1 protein-coding gene is annotated in these 240 nt (G+C 51.2%); it reads right to left on the bottom strand.

What is annotated here, in order from left to right; all coding sequences use genetic code 11:
* Positions 1 to 203: hypothetical protein (locus ACSNOK_RS36030; RefSeq protein ID WP_436784865.1), on the bottom strand; the 203-nt coding region annotated here is incomplete at its 3' end.
* Positions 204 to 240: the final 37 nt, after the last annotated feature.

The raw sequence follows: 240 nt of genomic DNA, 5'->3' as shown, positions 1-240 counted from the left end.
GGTATGGCGATAATGAAATAGCCGCCGTAAAAGGCTGACTGCACGAATGCACTAGCAAGATCCGAAAGAGCAAACACAGCCTTAAATTGGGTGATGAGGATGTCGTTCATGCTCACCGCCATTCCCCACATCGTGAAACATATCGACAGCAGAATGAATTGGAAGAATGGGGTGCGATTCAGGTATCCGTCACGCAACAGCAAGGTGTGGTCCTTGATGAGGCCCCACGACGCGTTGGGG

The sequence above is a fragment of the Streptomyces sp. URMC 126 genome, assembly GCF_051386555.1.
Taxonomy (GTDB): Bacteria; Actinomycetota; Actinomycetes; order Streptomycetales; family Streptomycetaceae; genus Streptomyces.
This window is presented reverse-complemented; position numbering and strand designations above follow the sequence as displayed.